Raw genomic sequence first — 315 nt, forward strand, 5'->3', positions numbered from 1 at the left:
GTCATTATATCCGCGATAATCACCGTATGATGATTTTCGTGAACCGAATATATCGTTTAAAATACTCCCCATAATATATCCCTGCAGGAAGGATGGTTGGTAATTTTGACGGACAAATACTTTATTACTTATTTCAATTAACGTATCAGAAGGTTTCTCTTTATCCTTTTGCAGGTTATAAATCTTATCAGAATAAACGAGGAACATTTGATTTTCGTCTTCTTTAGATGCTTGCTTCGGTTCTCTTTCATTAATGAGTTCCGTTGCGACTTCAGGAACTGACCGATTGGCGGCCCTATACACGTAAGATTCTTG

Annotated in this window: 1 protein-coding gene; it reads right to left on the reverse strand. The window is 36.8% G+C overall.

The genetic code is table 11. The annotated features are described in order from the left end of the window. The coding region (locus ACSG5Z_RS30130) for a DUF4247 domain-containing protein (protein ID WP_435712772.1) at positions 1-315 on the reverse strand (315 nt) is incomplete at both ends.

This window comes from Bacillus pretiosus, from assembly GCF_051294775.1.
Lineage (GTDB): Bacteria > Bacillota > Bacilli > Bacillales > Bacillaceae_G > Bacillus_A > Bacillus_A wiedmannii.